17 protein-coding genes and 2 pseudogenes are annotated in these 19,157 nt (G+C 38.8%); 3 read left to right on the forward strand and 16 right to left on the reverse strand.

Features of this window, described 5'->3' with window-relative positions; genetic code table 11:
- Positions 1–187: hypothetical protein (locus ACWIX0_RS10185; protein ID WP_454173899.1), on the forward strand; the 187-nt coding region annotated here is incomplete at its 5' end.
- A gap of 227 nt (positions 188–414) precedes the next feature.
- The gene (locus ACWIX0_RS10190) at positions 415–540 is read left to right on the forward strand and encodes a hypothetical protein (RefSeq protein WP_454173900.1); all 126 of its coding nucleotides are present in this window, start codon (positions 415–417) and stop codon (positions 538–540) included.
- On the opposite strand, the gene ACWIX0_RS10195 is transcribed toward ACWIX0_RS10190, so the two are convergent.
- From ACWIX0_RS10195 to ACWIX0_RS10270, 16 genes and pseudogenes are all read right to left on the reverse strand, one after another.
- Entirely contained in the window at positions 537–812 is a 276-nt protein-coding gene (locus ACWIX0_RS10195) for a hypothetical protein (RefSeq protein ID WP_454173901.1), read from the reverse strand. The genes ACWIX0_RS10190 and ACWIX0_RS10195 overlap by 4 nt on opposite strands.
- A 500-nt stretch (positions 813–1,312) precedes the next feature.
- The gene (locus ACWIX0_RS10200; RefSeq protein WP_454173902.1) at positions 1,313–1,474 is read right to left on the reverse strand and encodes a hypothetical protein; all 162 of its coding nucleotides are present in this window, start codon (positions 1,472–1,474) and stop codon (positions 1,313–1,315) included.
- A gap of 170 nt (positions 1,475–1,644) precedes the next feature.
- Entirely contained in the window at positions 1,645–3,204 is a 1,560-nt protein-coding gene (locus ACWIX0_RS10205; RefSeq protein WP_454173903.1) for a tetratricopeptide repeat protein, read from the reverse strand.
- 28 nt (positions 3,205–3,232) lie between these two features.
- Entirely contained in the window at positions 3,233–3,679 is a 447-nt protein-coding gene (locus ACWIX0_RS10210; protein ID WP_454173904.1) for a YkgJ family cysteine cluster protein, read from the reverse strand.
- A gap of 44 nt (positions 3,680–3,723) precedes the next feature.
- Entirely contained in the window at positions 3,724–5,706 is a 1,983-nt protein-coding gene (gene dxs, locus ACWIX0_RS10215; RefSeq protein WP_454173905.1) for a 1-deoxy-D-xylulose-5-phosphate synthase, read from the reverse strand.
- Positions 5,707–5,712: 6 nt separating this feature from the next.
- Entirely contained in the window at positions 5,713–6,495 is a 783-nt protein-coding gene (fliH, locus tag ACWIX0_RS10220; RefSeq protein WP_454173906.1) for a flagellar assembly protein FliH, read from the reverse strand.
- A complete protein-coding gene (gene fliG, locus ACWIX0_RS10225; protein ID WP_454173907.1) occupies positions 6,476–7,504 on the reverse strand; it encodes a flagellar motor switch protein FliG in 1,029 nt (342 codons plus the stop codon). Before fliG ends, fliH begins: the two co-directional genes overlap by 20 nt.
- A gap of 153 nt (positions 7,505–7,657) precedes the next feature.
- Positions 7,658–9,352 carry a flagellar basal-body MS-ring/collar protein FliF gene (gene fliF, locus ACWIX0_RS10230; protein WP_454173908.1) on the reverse strand — a complete coding sequence of 565 codons (1,695 nt, stop codon included), beginning with the start codon at positions 9,350–9,352 and terminating at the stop codon, positions 7,658–7,660.
- A 45-nt stretch (positions 9,353–9,397) separates the two neighbouring features.
- A complete protein-coding gene (locus ACWIX0_RS10235; protein WP_454173909.1) occupies positions 9,398–10,618 on the reverse strand; it encodes a pyridoxal phosphate-dependent aminotransferase in 1,221 nt (406 codons plus the stop codon).
- Between the two features lie 39 nt (positions 10,619–10,657).
- Positions 10,658–11,500 carry a hypothetical protein gene (locus tag ACWIX0_RS10240; RefSeq protein WP_454173910.1) on the reverse strand — a complete coding sequence of 281 codons (843 nt, stop codon included), beginning with the start codon at positions 11,498–11,500 and terminating at the stop codon, positions 10,658–10,660.
- Positions 11,501–11,760: 260 nt separating this feature from the next.
- Positions 11,761–11,994, reverse strand: coding sequence for a hypothetical protein (locus ACWIX0_RS10245; RefSeq protein ID WP_454173911.1), 234 nt, complete (start codon positions 11,992–11,994; stop codon positions 11,761–11,763).
- 454 nt (positions 11,995–12,448) lie between these two features.
- Positions 12,449–13,498 carry an LPP20 family lipoprotein gene (locus ACWIX0_RS10250; RefSeq protein ID WP_454173912.1) on the reverse strand — a complete coding sequence of 350 codons (1,050 nt, stop codon included), beginning with the start codon at positions 13,496–13,498 and terminating at the stop codon, positions 12,449–12,451.
- A gap of 637 nt (positions 13,499–14,135) precedes the next feature.
- Positions 14,136–14,750, reverse strand: a pseudogene (locus tag ACWIX0_RS10255) (hypothetical protein).
- Positions 14,751–14,912: 162 nt separating this feature from the next.
- Positions 14,913–15,204: pseudogene (locus tag ACWIX0_RS10260) on the reverse strand (DNA methyltransferase); the annotation flags it as partial.
- Between the two features lie 101 nt (positions 15,205–15,305).
- Positions 15,306–16,181 (reverse strand): 3'-5' exonuclease, encoded by an 876-nt coding sequence (locus ACWIX0_RS10265; protein ID WP_454173913.1) that lies wholly within the window; start codon positions 16,179–16,181, stop codon positions 15,306–15,308.
- A 217-nt stretch (positions 16,182–16,398) separates the two neighbouring features.
- Positions 16,399–17,070: a trimeric intracellular cation channel family protein gene (locus ACWIX0_RS10270; RefSeq protein WP_454173914.1), complete on the reverse strand. Its 672-nt coding sequence runs from the start codon at positions 17,068–17,070 to the stop codon at positions 16,399–16,401.
- Between the two features lie 240 nt (positions 17,071–17,310).
- Here ACWIX0_RS10270 and gltX point away from each other — a divergent pair, with 240 nt between their 5' ends.
- Positions 17,311–18,909, forward strand: coding sequence for a glutamate--tRNA ligase (gltX, locus tag ACWIX0_RS10275; protein ID WP_454173915.1), 1,599 nt, complete (start codon positions 17,311–17,313; stop codon positions 18,907–18,909).
- Positions 18,910–19,157 lie beyond the last annotated feature (248 nt).

The following is a 19,157-nucleotide window of genomic DNA, read 5'->3' on the forward strand; positions in this document are numbered from 1 at the left end:
ATTTAGGCTTATTTGGGCTTATTTGTGCTTGGACTTTTGGAGGGAAAAAATCTTGGGCGTAGGCTTATTTGGTTTTAGATTTATGCAGGGGTTTTATCCCCCCTCCCTTGCGGAGGGGGCTAGGGGGTGGGTTGTCATACTGAGGTTTCGTAAGAAACCGAAGTATCTCAAAGCGAAAATTCTTTAGAAAATCTAAAAAACGCAAATAGAGATAATTCGCTCACTTCGTTCGCTCAGTATGACAATCATTGCCGTCATTGCGAGCGAGCAAAGCAAGCGTGGCAATCCATAAATCCCCCCTCCCTTGCAGATGATTTTGCCTTTTATTTCCCCCTCCCTTGCGGAGGGGGACTAAGGGGGTGGGTAAATCTTGGGCTTAGATTTATTTGGATTTAGGTTTAGACTTAGGTTTATTTGAGTTTAGGCTTGGACTTTTGGAGGTGGTTTTATTTCCCCCTCCCTTGCGGAGGGGCTAGGGGGTGGGTATCTTGTCATTGCGAGCGGATTTTTTATAAAATCCGCGTAGCAATCTATTGTTAGTTTTTTTTACAAAAAGCGTGTTTTTGACATTTTATAGCGATAAATTGCCACGATTCTAGTCTTTTTGACAAAAGCCTAGAATCTCGCAATGATAAGAAAACCCACCCCCAAACCCCCTCCGCAAGGGAGGGGGCAAAAGGATAAATCCACCTCGTGCTAAGGGAGGGGGAAATAATGCCGTCATTGAGAGAATTTGCGCGTAGCGTAGAATCGTGGCAATCCACACCCACGCCGTCTTTGCGAATGGATTTTGTATAAAATCCGCGTGGCAATCTATTTATTAGATTTTGTCAAAAGTGTGTTTTTTTGGCATTTTATAACGATAAATTACCACGATTTTGCAATTTTTGTTTAGGTAGCAAAATCTCGCAATGACGATAAAATCTGCTAAGATAGGTTTTTGTCAAACCCTAAGCCTTTAGAAGCAAAATTTCAAAGGTTTAAATGAAAGTTTTAAATAGCACAACTACGGCAAAAGCATTTAAATTTTATGTTTAAATGTTTTCACTCCTTAGGTTTTTTATTTTTAAGAACCAAAACATAAAAAGATAGGATTAAATCCACTTTCTCTCTCTTGGGTTTAATTTATCCTTTAGCTCAAAACCTGTGTTGTCTAAGTGCCTTTGTGCTGTGGTTGTGCTATTTGAGATTTTGGGAGCAACTCTTTGGAGCAACTCTTGGTTTTTTTGTTTTTGTTTTTTAGATATTGCAAAAACTAAAGATTTTTGTCATACTTGAGCGTTAGTAAAATATCTCTATTTTTATAGATAGTTTAGAGATACTTCGGCTTTTTCAAAGCCTCAGTATGACAAGATTTTGTAGTATATGTGGATTGCCACGAATTAGATTCTGTAAAAATACAGAATCTAATTGCTCGCAATGACGAAAAATACCCACCCCCACCCAACGGGTTGCGAGGCGTTAGCCGAAGCAAAAACCCCTCGTGCTAAGGGAGGGGGATAAGCAAAATCAAGTAAAATTTTTTGCAATGGAGGGGAAAATTTGCCACACTTAGATTTCTAAAAAATGACTTCTAAAAAAGGATTTCTAAAAAATCTTGGTATGGTAAAATTTATCGCTATGTCGCTAGAGTCAAGCAGAATCTTAGTTTGATTTTTTGCAAGTATTGATTTGTGTGGAGTGTGCTTTTAGCTCAGCCTCTTTGTCGATACGATTTTGAGGGATTTGGGCAAAAGTAGCACTCGCCCTCACGCAATCCCCTAGCTTATAATATCCCCACGCAAGCGAGTCAATATACGAAATCGAGTAAGGCTCTACAAGCAATGCTTCTTTGACATATTCGATACCCTTTTTGATGTCTATGTCAAAATCTATCATCAAATATCCGCAAAAATTATAAAAAAACGCATCTTGGTTGGTGGGCTTTTGCTTGTTGGATTGGAGTTCTTTTTTGCGCTCTTTGATTGCTTTTTCTAGCTTTTTGGCTGCTTCTATGGCAGAATCTTTGGCGATGTCATTTTCACCTAGCCCATATATCGCCTCTAGGGCTAAAAATCTAGGATTTTTGCTTTTTGCATAGATTTGCGCACTCAAATCCCGCGCTTTTTCAAAATCACCTTGCATCACATACAAATCTAGCAAAAGCCCTTGATCAAAGGGGAAACTCTGCGCGATTCCTTGCGCTTCTTGATATTGTTTGAGGGCGACTAGCACACGCATATAATTCGTAGCATTGGGAATCGTAGGGGCTTTTTTATAAATCGTTTCAAACACAGCCTTTGCCATATTTAGCGCATTTGAATCCACATAAAAACTCAAAGCCTCCTCACAAAATCCCTCTTCACACCCCTCGCTTATGAGATGCTCGCTAAGCAATCCTAATGCTTGCTGGCTTTTTTCTTGGGATAAAAATATGACTAAAATCTTTTTTAGCACTTCTGGGCTTTTTGTTTTGGTGTATAGTTCATCAAAGATATTTAGGGCTTTTGGTAGCTGTTTTTGGAGCATATAGAGATTTGCTAGGACATCATTTAGCGCGTCTGTTTCTTCGACTTTTTTTACTTTTTCAAGCGCGATTATGGCTTTGTCCATCTCGCCATTTTGGACAAACGCATCGGCTAAAATCTTATTTATGATAGGGTCATTTTCATCGCCACTTTGCTCTATGTATAAGTTTGCTAGGCTAAATGCTTTGTTTATATCGCCTGTGCCAAGCGCGGCTTGAGCTGCTAGCTTTGCATAGTATGGCTCTTTTGTCTCCTCATACAAAAGCAAAAAATTCTCTAGCGACTCTGCAAAATTGCTATGATACAAATCATCAGCTCCTTGCAACAAAAGCAAATCTTTATGAGAATCCAAAATCTTTGGCATTTCTGCATTCTCGCTAGGCAAAGTGGTTTCTAAGTCGTTGTATGGCTGTCTTATGGCGATTTGCGCAGTGAGGGTGTGGGAGTTTTGCAAAGAGGATTTAAAAGCGGATTCTATGTTTTCTTGTGGTTTTATTTGCGTGCTTTCTTGCGGATTTTCTCTCAAATGTTCTTTTTGTGATTTGCTAGATTTTGTGGTGTCTGTGGTGTCTTGTTTGTTTTTGCTAGCGACTGCTGCGAGACAAAAAACACAAAAAACATTGCAGAATAATAGCGATGCAAATACATATCTTGCAAAATGTGTAAATGATTTTTTTGTAAGGCATTTTTGATTCACTTTTGCTCCTTTTTAGATTTTGCTTTTTTTAGATTTTGATATGTTTGATGAGAGAAGTTACGCTATTAGCGGGATTTACAACCCCTTTGCACATCGCAAAAAGTTCGGTTAATTCCTCGCATTTTTTGCCCTTGCATTTTTCCCAAAAAGGAAAATCCACGCATTGTTTTGGACGAAGCGGATAGATTTTGCAACATTTCTTTTGCTCATCAAAAAACACGCACGCAAAGCCATTTTGATATGGCTTTTCGACAAGTGAAAATCTATACCCAACTTTGATTAGATATTTTTTGGCAAAATCCTCTAGCGAGCAGGATAAAAATTTAGCGATTTGCTCTGCTTCTTTTAGGCTTAAAAATATATAGCCACTCTCGCCCACACAGCATTTGCCACCGCAAGTTTCACACGCTTTTTTGCTAAAGCCAAAACTAAAATCTTTTTGCCTAACTACATTTTCTAACAAAGTATCTTGCATAGATTGTTCTTTTTATTTTCTCTTTGACAAATCGGCTAGAATCTCTATGTTTCAAGGCTTTTAAGAGGTTTTTGAGATTGTAGCGTGGGATTTGAGATGATGGGTGCTATGCTATGTGCCTTTAGCACTTCTAGCGTGCGAGAAAAAAGCGAGCTAGTATCAAGCCCTAAATGTTTTTCCACACTAGAGACATTGCCGTGTGGGACAAAAATAGAATCTAGCTCAAAACTAATGATAGGCTTTAAAATGCCTTTTTGACTTAGCATTTCATTGATAGCACTTGCCACGCCCCCTTGCTTGTAGCTATCGCTAAATACAAACGAAATAGCGTGGGATTCAATGATTTTAGCAAGATTTTCATCTAAGGGCTTTACAAATCGCAAATCTACTAGCGTGGGGTTAAATCCTAGATTTTCTAGCTCTTTGCATACGAGGTGCGCTCTGCCTACGCCATTTCCATAGCCTATTAGCACTATATCTCTGCCCTCTTTTAGCACCTCACATTTGCCAAGCACAAAGGAGCTAGGCTTATAAATAGGCTTGCTAGATTTTAGTGTATCTAGCACAAAATTCCCCCGCACATAGCGATACGCACAAGGCGCACTATCAAAGCTATGGGCAAAATGCACTGCTTCTATCAGCGTGGCATTATCTCTTGGGGCAAAAAGGACAAAATTTGGGATTATCCGCAGGTATGCAATATCAAAAAGCCCTTGATGAGTCTCGCCATCTTCGCCTACGATTCCAGCCCTATCAATGCTAAATCGCACAGGCAAGCTCAAAATCCCCACATCGTGGATAATCTGATCAAACGCCCTTTGCAAAAAAGTCGAATAAATGCTTACAAATGGGATAAAACCCTCTTTTGCCATTGCTGCCATAGAGGTTACGCAGTGTTGCTCTGCGATGCCTGCGTCCCAAAATCTATCGGGGTATAAATCCATTAGCTTTCCTAGTCCCACGCCACCGGGCATAGCTGCGGTTATGCCTACGACTTTTTTGTCGTTTTTGGCGATTTCTAAAAGCGTGTTTGAATACACTTCTGTGGGGGATTTTGAGCTAATAGAATGAACTAAATTTGTAGCGGGTTTTTTAAGAGGCAAGCCTGTTTGCAGATCAAACGCTCCCACCCCGTGCCATTTTTCATAAGGTCCCTCTGCGATTTTGTAGCCTTTGCCTTTTATGGTTTGGATATGCACGATGACAGGTCGCTCCATCTCTCGCGCTCTTTTTAGGCAAAAGATTATCTCCTCTAGCTTATGCCCATCAATAGGTCCTATGTAGCTAATCCCCATTTCTTCAAACAAAATCCCCGGAGTAATTAGCTTAAAGCTTTCTTCCACGCGCTTTGCTAGATAGCTAGCAGAATCAGGCATTTTCTCTAAAAATTTCTTTGTAAAGTTGCGAAAAGATTGATACATAGGGTGGGATATGAGATGTGATAAATGCTTACTAATCGCGCCTATGGGGCGAGCGATACTCATTTCGTTGTCATTTAGGATTATTACCATTGGATATTTTCTATCGCCTAGCTCATTTAATGCCTCATAAGTAAGCCCCGCACTCATAGAGCCATCGCCTATAAGCACCACAGGCAAGCCATTTTTCCCCTCTAGCTTGTAGGCTTTTGCCACGCCTACGCCTAGCGAAATCGAAGTAGAGCTATGCCCAGCGATGAAATAATCCGCGCTAGATTCTTTTGGATTGCAAAAACCACTAATCCCGCCAAATTGTCGCAACGAGCTAAAATCCTCAAATCGCCCGCTTAAAAGTTTGTGCGCGTAAGATTGGTGAGAGACATCAAAAATAAATGGATTATGTTTGCGATTAAACACATAGTGCATAGCCACAATAATATCTACCGCTCCCAAAGATGAGCTTAAATGTCCGCCATTTTTGCTAACGACTTCTAAGATTCTGCCTCGCAAAATCTCTGCTAACTCATATAGTTCCTTTATGTCCATATATTCTATGGATTTTTTGGGGAGTGTAAGCCCTGTATTTGATTTTGGGTTTTTTTGTGGCATTGTTTTTTAGTCTTTTAGATTTTCAAGCACGGATTGTTTTAGTGTTTTATAGCGATTTGAGATGCTTCCATCAATGATTCCCCCGCCATTATTGATGATTAAGCCACCTTTTGTGATTGCATTATCTGCTTCAATCTTTAGTTTTGGATAGTCTTTTAGACATTCTTGCAGGCTTTGTAAATCCTGTGGATTTACGCGAATATGTATATCTGTGGCATTTGCTATTGAGCCTAGTAGCTCTTTTGCCAAAGCCGTTGCCACCGCGCTAGAATCATTCTCCACTTCTTTTGCTATGACTTCTTTTGCCATATCTACTGCTATGCCACTAAGCTCTTTTTCTAGCTCGCGCAAATGTGTTTCAGAGTTTTTCATCGCAGTCCCTAAAGTGATAGCGGATTGTATTAGAGAGTTTTTTTCTTTTTGGATTTCGTTTTGAAATTCTGCTTTGATTTTTTCTTCGCCATCGCGCAAGCCGTCTTTGTATGCGTCATTTCGCGCAGTGGCGATTTGGGATTCCATTTCTTGTTGTTGTTTTTCAAACTGCATTTGCATTTTTGCTAGCGAAGTAGATAGTTCATCGATTTTGCTTAATAATTTTTCTACCAATTCTTTCTCCAATGAATCATCTTTTTGGCTAGGTTCTGCCTCGATTTCTTTTATCGCTTCCGTGCTAGATTCTACTTCATCAAGCACTATCGGGCTAAACTCATAGCGCGTGATTTTATGCTTGCTAGCGCGCTCTTTTGCGATTAGATTTTCTTCACCAAAACTAGACAAGGACATCATCATCTCCGCCGACTTGGATTACGCCTTGTTCGCTAAGGGTTTGGACTACTTCGACAATCTTTCTTTGTGCGGCTTCGACATCACGCATTCTAACCGCACCCAAAAACTGCATTTCCTCCACAAACTGCTCGCTCGCACGAGAACTCATCTGCTCTAGGAATTTTTGTTTTAGCATATCAGGTGCGGATTTTAGAGCCATTGTGAGGTCTTTTTTGTCAGCGACTTTGAGAATCTCTCTAATAGCATTTTTATCAAGCCCGATAATATCCTCAAATGTAAACATCATTTCTTTGATTTCGCTTGCTAGTTGCTCATCGATTTGCTCGATGTAGGCTAGCGTATTTTTTGCTGCCTTTTGCCCAAGTCTATTAAACATTTCAGCCACAGCGCGAGGTCCGCCAACTTCGACTTTGTAGCTTGTGAGTGATTCTAGTTTGTTTTCTAGCACGGTAGATACCCTTTTTACGACATTTGGCGATATATCGCCTAAGTTTGCCATACGAATAGAAATTTCAGCACGCGTATTATCATCGCTAAACTGCCCTAGCGTCTCTGCCGCGCTTGTAGCGTCCATATGTGCCAAAATCAGCGCGATAGTTTGCGGATGCTCATTGACAATAAAATCTGCAAGCTGTTGAGGACGCACTTTGGATAGGTAGGCAAAATTTTTCGCAGACTGCATAGTCTTAGCGAGTTTATCCATAATGCGTTTGGCTTCTTCTGGTCCCAATGCTTTAGTAAGCAAATCTCGTGCGTAATCCAAACCGCCCGTGTTGATATATTGATTTGATTGAAAAATCGCATAAAATTCCTCAATGACTGCTCCGCCTATGGCTTTGTCTGTGCCTTTTAACTGCATAATCTGTCGCGAAATCTCTGTAATGCCATCAATATCAAGATTTTTGAAAATCTCGCTAGTGAGCTCCTCGCCCACTTGGATAAGCAAAATGGCGATTTTCTCACTCATCGATAATTCATCATATTGCGCTCTTTGTCGTTGATTTAGTGCCATTTTGTCTCCTTATAAGATTTTATGTTAGTTTTTGCAAAAGTTAGATTTTGCATTATTTATTTTTGGCTTATTTTGACTTATTTTTGCAAATGCTAGAAAATCTATGCTTTTTTATTTGGATTTTACTTGTTTTTCAAAGTTACCAAAATCTAGTTAGCTTGTCCGCTCTGTGGGAGTGCCTATCTCATCGTGGATAAGTTTTTGGAAAAGAGAGGCAACTTCTTCTGGTTTTTCTTGGATAAGGGCGCGGATTTTCTCTAGCAGGACTTCGTATTTGACTTCATCTTCGCTAAATCCTGCACCGCTAAGCCCAAGCTGGTCTTCTATGCGCTTTTTCATATCGCCAAAGCGCGAGGTTAGCTCATCATCATCATCATCGACTTCAAACAATGACTCGACTTTGTCCTCCTCTGCATCTTGCATTTCAAGCATTCTCTCTGCAAATGGTGCAATGACTTTTTTGTAGAATATAAACACAATCACAGCGATTATGACATATTTTAACAATGGAATGTATTGCGCGATAAGCGCGGTAGCTTTTTCTACAAAAGTTTGAGGTGTTTTTAGCCTATCATTTTTAGAAAAATCCCAATCTGAAACCGTTACAGAATCTCCTCTATTTGAGTTGTAGCCGATAGCATCTTGGACTTGTTTTTCTAGCTTTGCTATGCGCTCTGGGGTAAAGGGGACATACTCTAGCACTTCATCGCCATTTTCATTTGTGGTAAGTCTTTGTTCGCCATTGATTAGCACGGAAGCTGTCATACGAATCGGCTCGCCGGGCGAAAATTTTGTCTTTATTGTTTCATTGCCTATTTCGTTATTTACAATCGTTTCGCTTTCATCTTCTTTGGTAAGTCCATTTTCATTATCCAAATCCTGCACGGGTCCTATGTTTGATTCTACCCCTGGGATTCCACCTATGCGCTTTTCGCCCGGTCCTACTTTGTGCTTTTCATAGTCTCTTTGTGCGCGAGGTAGCACTTGTGCGGGGTCAAAAGTCTGCTTTACGGATTCTCTTTGGCTAAAATCATATTGCAAATGCACGATAGCCACTACCTTGCTAGCTCCACCTGCAAGAGGACTTAGTAACTTTACAATATCATCTGCTTTTTTTTGCTCCTCTTTATGCACGAACGCATATTGTTGTTTTAGCACTTCATTTAGCCCTAGTAGCTCATTATCCTCGCCTAAGGGCATACCATTGCTATCGACAATTTTGACATTTTCTGGCGTTAGCTTAGGGATAGCTGCAGAGACTAGGTTTTTTATCCCTGTGATTTGAAATGAAGATAGTTGCGCTCCGGGCTTTATTTGCACCATTACCGCAGCAGTGGGTGGCACAGAAGTAGAGACAAAAAGACTCTCTTTTGGATTTGCAATTTGCACGCTTGCTTTAAAAATCGGCTCTAATGCCTCAATCGTGCGCGTTAGCTCGCCCTCTGTGGCGCGCAAAAACTTCACTTGCTGGGTAAAATCTGTCGCGGCAATATCATTGGTATCAAAAACTTCAAATCCTACTTTTGAGGTTTTTGGGATACCTCGTGCGGCTAGCTCGATCCTCTCCTCTGCTACGCGCTCTGCTGGGATTTCAATCACATCATTTCTAGGGATTTTATAAGGGATTTGCTTTTCTTTTAGATATTCTAAAATAAGCGCATTATCCGCAGAATCTAGCTTGTCAAATAGCACCCCGTATTCACTTTGGGGTTTTTTGCCTGAAAAAACCACCAAAAACACAAAAAACGCTATCAAAATCACAGCGGTAGCAGCGATAACAATGCGTTGTTTTTTATTGAGCTTGCTATAAAGCTTGTGCATACTCTCTAAAAATGCTTTTGCTTCCACCTGACTTCCTTTTTGTTTGTTTTGCTTGTTTTGTTTATTGTGATTTTAGGCTTGTAGTGCTAGATTTTGTGATAATGCTTTATCTAGGCATTCTAGCACGCGGGTATTTTGAGAATCTAGCCCGATAGTGATTCTGCAAGCATTCATTTTGTAGCTTGCTAGATTGCGGATAATTATCCCCTTCGATAAAAGCCAATCACATATTTTGCTAGAATCTAGCCCATCTCCCAAAATAAGCGTAATAAAATTCGTAAAAGATGGGATATATTCTATGCCTTTAGATATAGCAAAATCCTCATATCTTTGCATTTGGATAAAATTTTGCCTCACGCCCTCTTGCATAAAATCATCATCTTTTAGTGCTTCGCTCGCAGCTACAAGGCTAAGAGTGGTGATATTAAACGGCGGGCGGACTTTGTGCAAAATCGAAATTAGATTTTGATTGGCTATGCCATAGCCTACGCGCATACCGCCTAGCCCGTAAGCTTTAGAAAAAGTGCCTAGATAAATGGCGTTTGAAAATCGCTCCACAATCTCTAACGGGGAAATCTCTTTTACTTTGTCTTTGTAACGCGCAAATTCTTGATACGCCCCATCGATTAACACCAAACTTTGAGGGGATTTTTTTGCTACAATTTCTAAAAACTCATACACTTCTTTTGCGTCCAAACATTCGCCCAAAGGATTATTTGGCACGCAAAGAAAAATAATCTCTGGTTTAGATTCTAGCATTTGGATAAATTGGGCTAGGTTGTGCGTATCGCTACTCGTGCGAAGTATCCTAAATCCTGCGATTTTAGAGTATATCTCATACATCGCAAAAGTAATGCCAGCCATAAGGACGGCGGGTTTTTGGCTTAAATCGCTTTGTGGATTTGTCGCATTTTGCGTGTTTGTTTTTGGATTTTCTTGTGGATTTTCTTGCAAGTTCTCTTGTGAATTATTGTTTAGATTTTCCTTTACTCTCACGCACATTTCTATGACTTGGTCGCTACCCGAGCCTATGATTAGATTTTCTACGCCTATGGCAAATTTTTTTGCTAAAGCCTCTTTAAGTGCTAGCATAGAATCATCGGGGTAAAGATTAGCGTTATGCGCGTTTGATTTGATTGCTTCTAGCACGCGTGGCGAGGCGCGAAATGGATTTTCATTGCTTGCTATCTTTATGATACTATCTTGCTTTAGTCCAAATTTTCGCACGACTTCTTCTATGGGTTTGCCCGCTTGATAAGTGGCGATATGTTCTAGCTCTTTGTTAAAGCGCATTGCTATGCCCTATGTTTGATTTTTGGATTTTATGTTGTGTTATTTACATTGAAAAGAGATAAATGATTTAAACTCGACATTTTTGCTACTTTGCAACGGTAGGGCAAAATCTGCTATGCTAGATTCCCTTAGTGTTCCTACACTTGCGCCCATATTTTTTAGCATCGCGCTATGATGCCCTTGCAAAGCAAGATTTTGCCTATAAGTATCATCAAAAAACTCCACGCGCCCTATTTCGCATTTCACGCCAAACCCGCTTTCTATCGCGCCTTGCTGTTTTTTGATTTCTTTTGATAGTTCGGCATATACTTCCTTGCTTGCGTTAGATAACTGCTCTTGCGTGATAAGTGGCTCTATGCCGTAGTTTGCAAGCCTTAAGACACCACTTTTTAGTGCTAGATAATCAATGTCTTTTAGCATTGCTTGATAGCTTGCAAACTCATCTTTGTTAAATTTACATTCGATTACGCCACCTATAAAGGCATTTGGATTATTTGCAATGCTAAAATCTGCTACGCTATTTTCATCAGTTTGTTCGTCTTTTTCGTCTTTTTCATTTTTTTTGCTATTTTTTTGTAAATCAAAATCCCCGCCTTGACAATTTTTCTCCCTCCTAGCTCGCTCTAGCACGGAAGATAGAGTATTTTTGATTAGTTGTGTTTCTTGTGCGTTTGGGGTTTGCGAAATGCTTTTAAACCCAAAAGCACCTACATAAAGTTCAACGGGAAGTTGTTTTTGTGAAGTAAGAGTCTGAGAGAAGTGGGATTTTTCTTTATTGCCAAGAAAGCTGTCTTTTTGCTCGCTTAGTCGCATAAAAAATGCCCCACCGACAAAAAGCCCGACTGCTAAAAACCCAACGATAAAATATTTTATAGAACCCATATAAAATCCTTTGTGTCAAATCTTTACTTAACGCAAAACTAAGAAAATAGGGCAATTATAGCACAAAGAAATAAAAACATTTGCAAAATCTATATTTTGTGCTAAATTTATAAAAAATTTGCCGATTAGCGACAATTTTGGCATTTGCTCGATAGTTTTTCACATTTTCACAAAATCTACTAATTATAAGATAATTTTAAAACATTCTAAGAAACCCGCGCGACAAAAAGTTTTTCACATTGCAAAAATTGCTTAAATTTTTACTTTGCGTATTTTGCTTCAAGTTGGTTTAGATATGCTTCCCAATCTTTCAAATTAGCTTCCCACTCTTTCAAATTAGCTTCTTTTTTTCCTAATATTTCTTTTCTTTTTATTATTAAAAAATCTTCTCTTAAATTGTTTTGCCTTATAAAGTCTTCGTTATATAATTTAATGAATTTATCTACTAACGCATTTTGTTTATCTATTAACGCATTTCTTTTATCATATAACACACTGATTTTATATACTAACGCATTTTTTTATCTATTAACGCTTTGTTTTTATCATTTAACGCATTGATTTTATCATTTAACGCATTTTTTTATCATTTAACGCATTGATTTCATTGCTATAAGCATTTACACTAATCACGCATAATGCCACTAATCCCGCTTGTAATAATCTTTTTAATCCTTGCATTTTGCAATCCTTTCAAAGTGAAATAAAATTGCTATTTTATCGCAAAATTGTTTTTTTTTTTTTGCAATATTTGGTCGCATTTTTTTGTGGTATTGCTAAATCTCATTATGATTTTTTTAAACTTAAGGCTAACAGGGCAAAATGGAGCTAAAATGGCAAAATATTGGACAAATGCGATTCAATGATTTTGACTTTTGGCATAAAATCTAGCGTAAAATCCATCATAAAAACGCACAAAAATGGCTAGATTTTTATTTAGATTTTAGATTAGATTTTAGGGATTCCGCTTTGTGTCCCACCGCTAAAATCTAGTAGCTTTTTATACAGCACCACTCCAGCGCGACTAAAGGCTTTTGCCTTGCTTGCTTGAGTTTCGCTAAATCTAGCCTCCCACAGCACATTATCAGCGCAATCTTTTATCACCGCTTTGACTTCCACGCTCACGCTTTTTGGCGCGTTTGTGGTGTTTGCCTCGATATATAGCGTATGCGTGTTTGGCTCATTTGCTATGCGGGCAAATTTTGCCACTTCGCCCAAAAATGCCGATTTGTCGCTTTTATCACCCGCATTATCGCCCTCAAATAATATCTCTACTTTTAATTTTGGTTTTGGTAGATTTGCCTTTTCTAGCTCCTCAAACTCCTCAAAATCAGCCCCCACAAACCCCAAAGCACGCAAAATCGCGCTAGATTCCCTTGCTTGTTTTAGCTCTTTTTGAAGCAGGGCAAAATCTTTTAGGCTTAGGCTAGAGCAAGATTTTGGGAGGGATTCTAGTCGCTCGATACCTTGCTCTAGCTTTGTTTTTATCGGCATTGCTATGTCTTTTTTTGCGATAGCTACCTCTACATAATACACACCTTTTGAGTGAGATTTTTGCGTGATTTTTAGATTTTGCAAATCTAGCATAGCACTGCTAAGCGAAATATTTTGCTCCACATTAGATTCAAACCTATCATTTTGCGCGCTATTTGTGATATTTGTGCGAGATTTTACTTGGGTTTGCACGCTTTGGGCTAAATCATTTGCCGCTTCTATTTTTGCTTTTGCTAGGCTATCGCCACTACCTAGTCCATATAGCGTATCGCTCGCACTTTTGGGAGTCAAAAACCACTTGGGAGGATTTGCCTCCACCACTCCGCCATCTAGCAGTAGCAATGCCCCAAACACGATACAAAGCCACATTTTTTTTAGCCCGCGTGCTTGTTTGATATTTTTTATCATCGCTTTGGTTTTTTCTTTTTTTGCCGCTTTTTTTGTGAGATTTTGGGGTAGATTTTGTTTGTCTTGCTTTGTTTGATTAGTTGTGATTTTTTGCATATTTTTCCCTTTTTTTGCCTTTGTGTTGCTATTTTGTAGCTTTTTACAAAATACCAAGTTTTTGATTTGTGCTAGATTTTGCGCACATTCTAAAAAAACGCATTCTACACTTTTTTACAAAATCTTAAGCAATTTTTATAAACTTTGAAACGATATTTATGATATTTGCAAAATAGCGCAAAATCTATCAATCGTTTATATCACAAACACCTCCAAAATCCTACACAAGTTTTTTAGCCATTAAACGCCCCCAAAAATCTTAAATAGCACAACCATAGCACAAAGGCACTTAGACAACACGGATATTTTAGTCAAAGCATAGCTTAAACCCAAGAGAGAGAAAGTGGGTTTAATCCTATCTTTTTATTTTTGGGTTCTCAAAAACGAAAACCTAAGGAGTGAAAACATTTAAACATAAAATCTAAATGCTTTTGTTGTAGTTGTGCTATTTAAGACTTCCATATTAAACCTTTGAAATTTTGCTTCTAAAGGCTTAGGGTTTTTACAAAAACCTATCTTAGCAGATTTTATTGTCATTGCGAGATTTGCATTTTGAATTTAAATGCAATGCGTGGTAATCCACCCCTTTTTTATTACTTGAGTGAGTGAAACGAGCGAAGTATATAAAACATTAGGCTCAATCCAACTTAAGCGGTTGATTTTTTATCAATTTTAATAAGATTTTATACAAATCTTGCTGTTGCATTTTGACATTTTAATGCTACTGCTAACCTTATACCTAAATTCTGTTTCTTTTAAGTGAAGTAAGAAATTCTCTTTTTTGATTCCTTTAAATTTGCTTAATCTATGCTTTGCATAGCCACTTTTGCTTGCATTTGCGAGCATTATCGAAGCAAAAACACTTTCAATGCTATTTATGTGATTTCTACCTAATGCAAACTCATTTTTGCTATGTTTGATAATGTGCCTTTGCACCTTCTGTTTGTAGTTGCTAGTGAAACGAAGCAAAAAATACAGGTGTTTTCTTATCTGCTCCTCGCCCTCTTTTTCCTCTTACTCTTTTAGCACCCAAAATCTATATCAAAAGGTTAATTTCATCAATCTCAATTTCGCCTTGCATTTTAGAAGTTTTCTCACATTCTTTTGCGATTAAAATTCTAATATTTTTGCGAAATTTATCACACTTTTTATTGATATTTTTTTGCAAATCTTTACAAATTTTTGCATTTTTTACCGCTTCAATATCTAAACTTCTTGCAAAGCTACGAGTGTAAGCAAAGTAGAAACATATTTAAGAATCTTTTTTTAAAATCTATCTTGTTTTTGATTCTCTTAGCCTCTTAAATTCTTGCAAAGGTTTTTATTATGTGGTGGATATACTTGTTTTTCATCGGTGCAATCAACACAATCATAACTTAAGACTCATTTATGTGGGATTAAGTTGGATTGAGCCTAAAATATTTTTGCTTAATTCAAGGCGATTGCTTATCATAGAAAGCCACGAAGCGTGGTTAAATTTTATCGACATAGATAAAATCATCATTGCCTGTATTATAAGGTGGGTCGATATAAATCAAATCGATTTTATTTTGATATTTTGGCATTATTGAATTAAGCGCTTGGAAGTTATCGCTTTTGATTAACTCACCATTTAGCAAGGATTCTAAATCATCAAAGGCGTTAAGCAAGGCAAACTTTGTTTCTTTGCTTAAATGCTTTGTGTCAATGGGTAGGAATTTGTATTTATTTAACCCACCCCCCTAACCCCCTCCGCAAAGGAGGGGGGAAATCTTGTCATTTAATCCCCCTCCGCAAGCGAGGGGAAACAAAAAGGCAAAAATCGCATTTAATTGTGGAGTTTTTCTAGCTCGGCGGTGATATTGCTAAGAAATGCTTGGCTATACGCCCTATCTTTTGGTAGCTTATCTCTAAAATCCTCCAAAATCCCCGCATAATCCTCCACTCGTAGTTCATCTTTTAGAATCGCGTATTTTAGGTATAGCCAATAAGTATTTAGCACATCGCTTTGGCAGTAAAAATCGATTTTTTCTATGTCTTTCTTACCATAGTAGAGAGAATACACATCTCCCCCGCTTACCTCGTATTTGCCGACAATCCCTAGCATTTTGCAGACATTATCAAGGTTTAGCGCACGCACAGAGCCAAAATGCCCCAAAGATTCAAACAAATCCGTGTGCCATTTTTCGCTATATCGTGCGCGGTAGTTTTCCCATTTGCTTTTGGTTTTGCTTTCATTTTGCTCCTCATAGTAGCCAAACGCGCTTAGGTTGTAGCGCATAGAGCGGAGCATTATGGTGGGCAAATCAAAACCCCTGCCATTAAAGCTAACTAATTTTGGCTCTTTAGAATTTATAAAACCCAAAAAATCGCTTAAAATCTGCTTTTCATCGGCTAAATGCGTAAAATGGCTAGAATCGTTAGAATCTATTTGCGTGGATTTTGTGCTAGGGGTTGCTATGTTAGAATCTTTTTTGCCAAAATTCCCAACTTTGATAAACCTCCCGTATTCATCGCATACTACGCTAGCGATACTCACCACCCTATGCCAATATATAGGCAAAAACTCACTCCCGCTTTTTTCTTTTTGCGCACTAAAGGCGTATTCACACACTTCTATTTCGCTTAAAGCAGAATCTAAGTTGTAATAGGCTTTTAGTAGCTCTATGTCTGGCACGGTTTCTATGTCAAATACGCATATCATTTGTTATCCTTTGTTGTTAGATTTTGTTTTGGTGTAGTTTTGTTTTTAGTCATTGATAGCAAAACACAAGGCTTGCGTGGCAATCTATTGTTTTTGTCATATTGAGCGTTAGCGAAAATCTCTATTTTTGTTTTTAGATTTTCTAAATAAGCTGTGCTTTGAGATACTTCGGCTTGTAGAGATATTCGCTACGCTTAAGTATGACAAAGCACAAAATCTATTTTTCACTTTTTCTTATTTTTGGAAATTTTGGCTCATCTTCGTAGGAGAATATCGGCATACTTAGTTTATAGCGAATCGCTAGCATTCTTAAGCTAAATCCCACGATAAGCGAAATAATACTCGCATTATGCACGCTAAATCCCCACAAAATCAGCAAGTAATAAAGCACGCCTGTGAGAATGGCTACAAACGCGTAAAGCTCTTGACGAAACACAAGCGGGACTACACCGCAAAATATATCGCGCAAAACCCCGCCAAATACCCCCGTGATGACTGCTCCGCATACCACTAGCACGATGCCATACGCCTGCGCTTCCTCGCTCATACTTGCTAGCTCTGTGCGCACCACTTCTGCGCCGATGACAGCAAATACCACAAGTCCTAACGCATCTAGTGCCAAAAATAATCTCTCTAGCCTCGCTATCACACGCGGAATTAGCGTAGTAAGCAGTGCTGCTACGCATACTACGATGACATATTGAGGGTGTGCTACCCAAGTGAGTGGGTAATGCGAAAAAAGCACATCTCGCACGCTACCCCCGCCAATCGCTGCAGCAAGCGCGATGAAAAGCACGCCGATTAAGTCCATTTTGTGCCTACCTGCGATGAGGGCTGCGCTCATCGCTTCCGCGCTGATACCGATGATGTATAAAATCGTTAGAAACATTTATGTAAAGTGCCTTTATTTTGATATGCAAAAACGCAAAATACTAGCGCAAAATGACTTAAAATCGCTTTATAGATTTTGCAAATCTTATATATAAGAATCTAAAAGGATTCTAAGCCAAAATCTGCTAGAATCCGTTTTTTAAATTTCTATTTTTAAAATTTCTAGTCAAAATCTGCCATTATCAACATACCAAAAACTACCATAAACGCAAAAATAACACAAAAAAAGGAACACAAAATGCCAAACAAAAACAAACAAATCGTTACAAGATTTGCCCCCTCCCCCACAGGCTACCTCCACATAGGCGGGCTTCGCACCGCGCTTTTTAACTACCTCCACGCTAGAAAAAACAGCGGAAAATTTTTGCTTCGCATTGAGGATACGGATTTATCGCGCAATTCAAAAGATGCTGCAAACGCGATTATAAAGTCATTTGAATGGGTTGGATTAGAGCACGATAAAAGCGAGGAAGCAAACGCGCAAAATAATGGCATAGTCTATCAAAGTGAGAGATTTGAAATCTATGCTAAATACGCAAAAAAACTCATAGATGAGGGCAAAGCATACTACTGCTATATGAGCAAAGAAGAGCTAGAATCTTTGCGCGAGGAGCAAAGAGCGCGAGGAGAGACACCAAAATATGACAATCGATACCGAGACTTTAGCGGCACTCCTCCCAAAGACATAAAACCCGTAATCCGCATAAAAGCCCCTTTGAGTGGCGAAATCAGCTTCATAGACGGCATAAAAGGCAAAATCACTATAAACGCAAAAGAGCTAGATGATTTTATCATTATGCGCTCTGATGGTAGCCCTACTTATAATTTTGTCGTGGCGTTAGATGACGCGCTTATGGGCGTAACAGATGTCATAAGGGGCGATGATCACACGAGCAACACTCCAAAGCAAATCATTGTGTATAACGCGCTAGGATTTAGCCTGCCAAAGTTTTTTCACATACCGATGATTCTAAATCCAGAGGGCAAAAAACTATCCAAACGAGATGGCGCGATGGGCGTAATGGACTACAAACTTATGGGATATTTGCCTGAAGCGATTTTAAATTTTTTGGTGCGACTTGGGTTTAGCTATGAGGATAAAGAGATTTTTTCACTAAACGAAATGAAAGAGTGCTTTAGCACAGATGCGCTTGGAAGCTCGCCTAGCAGATACAATCAAGAAAAATTCCTATGGCTAAATCAGCACTATATCAAACAATGCGATAATAAGCGGCTAGAGGGGCTTTTAAGCGAATTTGGCATAGCAAAGATAGAGGATAAAACAAAGCGCGATATGCTATATACCCTGCTAAAAGATAGAAGCAAGACTTTGATAGAATTTAGCGCGCAATGCAGGGAGATATTTACCCCTCCAAGTGGGGAGGGTGGCAATGGCTATGATGAAAAAATGATAAAAAAGCTAGATTCTCTAGCACTTAGGGCTTTGGGTGAATTGACAGAAAAAGCGGAGTTTTATGAGGCGTTTGAAAGTGTGGAGAAAATGGAGGCGTTTTTGCACACATTTGTAGAATCTTTTGTAGCTAAAAATAGCGCGGGCGAAAACTCCGCAAATGAGAATGCGTCAAATAAAAAAGCTTTAAACACAAATGGTTTAGGCAAAAATATCTCAAAGGATGGCGGCTTAAAAGAAAATGTCTCAAAAGAGGGCGTCTCACAGGATAGTGGCGGGCTAAAAATCGGCAAATTTATGCCTGCGTTGAGATTGGCACTACTTGGCAAAGGCGGTGGAATCGGGCTTTGTGAAGCACTAATAATCCTAGAATCAAAAGAGGCAAAGAAACGAATCAAAGATTTTTTAAAAACGATGAATGGCTAGTTTGGTGTTTTTTTACTAAAAAAGGGCAGTGAAAACGCGCTTTTGTAATACTTAGGTTTTGCAAAAAAGCCAAAGTATCTACAAAAACAAGCGCAAAATCTAGCAATGAGGGGCAATTAGAACGCCACGCTTATTTTTTAAATCCGCTCGCAGTGATAAAACGGCTTGTCATACTGAGGGCGAAGCCCGAAGTATCTCTAAAAGTTTAAACAATAGAGATATTTCGCTAACGCTCAATATGACAAATG

The organism is Helicobacter sp. T3_23-1059 (genome assembly GCF_053654515.1).

Excerpts from the sequence above, each read along its gene's own strand:
- fliH (WP_454173906.1), bottom strand. The coding sequence starts at position 6,495 with ATGATGATGTCCTTGTCTAGTTTTGGTGAAGAAAATCTAATCGCAAAA.
- ACWIX0_RS10210 (WP_454173904.1), bottom strand. The coding sequence starts at position 3,679 with ATGCAAGATACTTTGTTAGAAAATGTAGTTAGGCAAAAAGATTTTAGT.
- gltX (WP_454173915.1), top strand. The coding sequence starts at position 17,311 with ATGCCAAACAAAAACAAACAAATCGTTACAAGATTTGCCCCCTCCCCC.
- dxs (WP_454173905.1), bottom strand. The coding sequence starts at position 5,706 with ATGCCACAAAAAAACCCAAAATCAAATACAGGGCTTACACTCCCCAAA.
- ACWIX0_RS10235 (WP_454173909.1), bottom strand. The coding sequence starts at position 10,618 with ATGCGCTTTAACAAAGAGCTAGAACATATCGCCACTTATCAAGCGGGC.
- ACWIX0_RS10250 (WP_454173912.1), bottom strand. The coding sequence starts at position 13,498 with ATGCAAAAAATCACAACTAATCAAACAAAGCAAGACAAACAAAATCTA.
- fliG (WP_454173907.1), bottom strand. The coding sequence starts at position 7,504 with ATGGCACTAAATCAACGACAAAGAGCGCAATATGATGAATTATCGATG.
- ACWIX0_RS10270 (WP_454173914.1), bottom strand. The coding sequence starts at position 17,070 with ATGTTTCTAACGATTTTATACATCATCGGTATCAGCGCGGAAGCGATG.
- ACWIX0_RS10240 (WP_454173910.1), bottom strand. The coding sequence starts at position 11,500 with ATGGGTTCTATAAAATATTTTATCGTTGGGTTTTTAGCAGTCGGGCTT.
- ACWIX0_RS10265 (WP_454173913.1), bottom strand. The coding sequence starts at position 16,181 with ATGATATGCGTATTTGACATAGAAACCGTGCCAGACATAGAGCTACTA.